This is a genomic window from Mycobacterium shinjukuense (genome assembly GCF_010730055.1).
GTDB lineage: Bacteria > Actinomycetota > Actinomycetes > Mycobacteriales > Mycobacteriaceae > Mycobacterium > Mycobacterium shinjukuense.
The window spans coordinates 811,688-814,381 of record NZ_AP022575.1 but is presented as its reverse complement, the minus strand read 5'-3'; the positions used below and the strand labels follow the sequence as shown (position 1 = coordinate 814,381).

Annotated in this window: 3 protein-coding genes; all 3 read left to right on the top strand. The window is 62.8% G+C overall.

Going from position 1 to position 2,694, the window contains the following annotated elements; genetic code table 11:
• The first annotated feature begins 11 nt into the window (after nucleotides 1-11).
• Genes G6N20_RS03635 through G6N20_RS03625 form a run of 3 tightly spaced genes read left to right on the top strand, consistent with a single transcriptional unit; the run spans nucleotide 12 to nucleotide 2,694 of the window.
• Nucleotides 12-1,001 (top strand): ATP-binding cassette domain-containing protein, encoded by a 990-nt coding sequence (locus tag G6N20_RS03635; RefSeq protein ID WP_083046829.1) that lies wholly within the window; start codon nucleotides 12-14, stop codon nucleotides 999-1,001.
• Nucleotides 998-1,867, top strand: a complete 870-nt coding sequence (locus G6N20_RS03630) for an ABC-2 transporter permease (RefSeq protein WP_083046828.1) — start codon at nucleotides 998-1,000, stop codon at nucleotides 1,865-1,867. The genes G6N20_RS03635 and G6N20_RS03630 overlap by 4 nt, the downstream gene beginning before the upstream one ends.
• On the top strand, nucleotides 1,864-2,694 hold the full coding sequence (locus G6N20_RS03625) for an ABC transporter permease (RefSeq protein WP_083046827.1): 831 nt from the start codon (nucleotides 1,864-1,866) through the stop codon (nucleotides 2,692-2,694). The genes G6N20_RS03630 and G6N20_RS03625 overlap by 4 nt, the downstream gene beginning before the upstream one ends.

Genomic DNA, 2,694 nt, shown 5'->3' with positions numbered 1-2,694 from the left:
GGAGAATTCAGATGCCCAATAGAGATAAGGCCGTGGCGGTTCGCGGGATTCGCAAGACATACGGCAAGGTGGTGGCGCTGGATGACGTCAGTTTCGACGTGGGCCGCGGTGAGGTGATTGGTCTGCTTGGCCCCAACGGGGCGGGCAAGACGACCATGGTGGACATCTTGTCGACGCTGACGCGGCCGGATCGAGGCTCGGCGACCGTCGCCGGCTACGACGTCGCATCCGACCCGGCCAGCGTGCGGCGCTCGATCATGGTCACCGGACAGCAGGTGGCCGTCGACGACGCGCTTTCCGGTGAGCAGAACCTGGTGCTGTTCGGTCGTCTGTACGGGTTGAGCAAGTCCGCGGCGCGCCAACGGGCGCGGGAACTGCTCGGGCAATTCGGCCTCGTGCATGCCAGGAAGCGGCCGGTGAGCACGTACTCTGGCGGGATGCGTCGACGGATCGACATCGCGTGCGGACTGGTGGTCCGACCCCAAGTGGCGTTCCTAGACGAGCCCACCACCGGGCTGGATCCGAGGAGCCGGCAAGCTATTTGGGATCTGGTGGCCAGCTTCAAGAAGCTCGGCATCGCCACGTTGTTGACCACGCAGTATCTCGAGGAGGCGGATGCGCTCTGTGACCGCATCGTGTTGATCGATCACGGCACGGTCATCGCCGACGGCACCGCAACTGAGCTCAAGCACCGCGCCGGCGACACCTTCTGCGAAATAGTGCCGCGGGATCTCAAGGATCTGGACGCTATCGTCGCAGCGCTCGGTCCGCTGCTGCCCGAGCACAGCACGGCCATGCTGACACCCGAATCAGACCGGATTGCGATTCCGGCGCCACGCGGGACCAGCACGCTCATCGAGGCCGCGCGCCGACTCGACGAGGCGAATATCGAGTTGGCCGAAATCGCGCTACGCCGGCCGTCGCTCGACGACGTATTCCTGTCCCTGACATCAGATCCCAGCGAGTCTCTAAGCCATCTTGCGTCCGGGGCCATGCGGTGAGCGCCCCGGCCTTCGATCCGATTCCGGCCTCGACCTTCACGGGGCCACGCCCAAGCATGGGGGAACCACGCCTGTCGACGATCCGGCAGTGGTGGGTACTGTTTCTGCGCTTCATCGCGCCGGGCCTGCGCAACGCTGAAGAAGTCACCACGATTGGTGCGCCGGTGGTTTTCACGGTGGGCTTCTACATACCGTTCGCCATACCGTGGAACCATTACGTGGGTGGTGGCAGCCCAGGCGTCGCCAGTAACTTGGGGCAATACATCGCCCCGCTGATCGTGCTGCAGTCCATTGCGTTCGCCGCCATTTCCTCGGCCTTCCGGGCGGCAACCGATTCTCTGCTGGGCATCAATCGACGGTTCAGGTCCATGCCGATCGCTCCGTTGATGCCGGTGCTGACGCGGGTGTCAGTCGCCGTGTACCGCTGCTGCTGGGGTTTGGCGGTATCGCTGATCTGCGGCTACGCGATCGGGTTCCGCTTCCATCGTGGCCCCCTGGCTATCATCGGCTTTTGCGTATTGGCGATCGTGATCGGGACCCTGCTGTCATTTGCCGCTGACCTGATCGGCACCGCGACCCGCAACCCCGACGCCATGCTGCCGCTGCTGACATTGCCCATTTTGATCTTCGGCCTGCTGTCGATCGGTCTCATGCCCATCAAGCTGTTTCCTCACTGGATACATCCGTTTGTCCGTAACCAACCGATCTCCCAGTTCGTGGCGGCGCTGCGCGCCCTGGCCGGGGATACCATCAAGACAGCGATACCGGTGGCGTGGCCTGTCATGGTGCCGACGTTGGCGTGGCTGCTCGGTTTTATGGTGCTCCTGGTGCCCTTATCCATCTTCGTGTTGTCCAGACGGCCATGATTTCTATGACAAGTCAACAAGTCGGGTTTGCACCCGTGCGCTCGCAGTACCCGGAAAACTCTGTCAGGCAGCTCGTTTCGCATACTGTGGTGCAGACCAAGCGGATACTCAGTCGGTGGTCGCGTGACTACCTGACCGCCGTCGAAGCGCTGGTGTTACCGATTCTGTTCATGCTGGTGTTGAAGGTCGTGCTCGGTAATCTGATTTACGCCGTAACCCACGACAACGCGATGTACAGCATCGTTCCGCTCATCGCGATCGGCGCCGCGATCACTGGATCATCGTTCGTCGCAATCGACCTGATGCGCGAGCGCTCCATCGGGCTGCTTTCCCGGTTGTGGGTGCTGCCTGTGCACCGGGCATCGGGCCTGCTCTCTCGAATCCTCGGAGACGCGGTTCGGATTCTGTTCACCACCGTCGTGATGCTGAGTGTGGGCGTCATGTTGGGCTTCCGGTTTCGGCAGGGCGCAATAGCGAGCCTCACCTGGCTTAGTGTTCCGGTGATACTGGGTATCGCATTCGCCGTTACCGTCACGACCGTGGCCTTCTACGCCACCCAAGCTTTCGTTGTGGAAGCGGTTGAGCTGGTGCAAGCGATCGCGATCTTCTTCTCCACGGGTCTGGTGCCGCTGGACCAATACCCACGTTGGATCCAGCCGGTGGTCGCGCATCAGCCGGTGAGCTACGCCGTCGCGGCGATGCGCGGATTGTCGGCGGGCGGTCCGGTGCTGGCTCCGATGATCGCCACGCTGCTGTGGGCCGTGGGCATTTGCGCCGCGTGCGCACTGCCGCTGGCAGTCGGGTATCGACGGGCCAGCACGCATTGA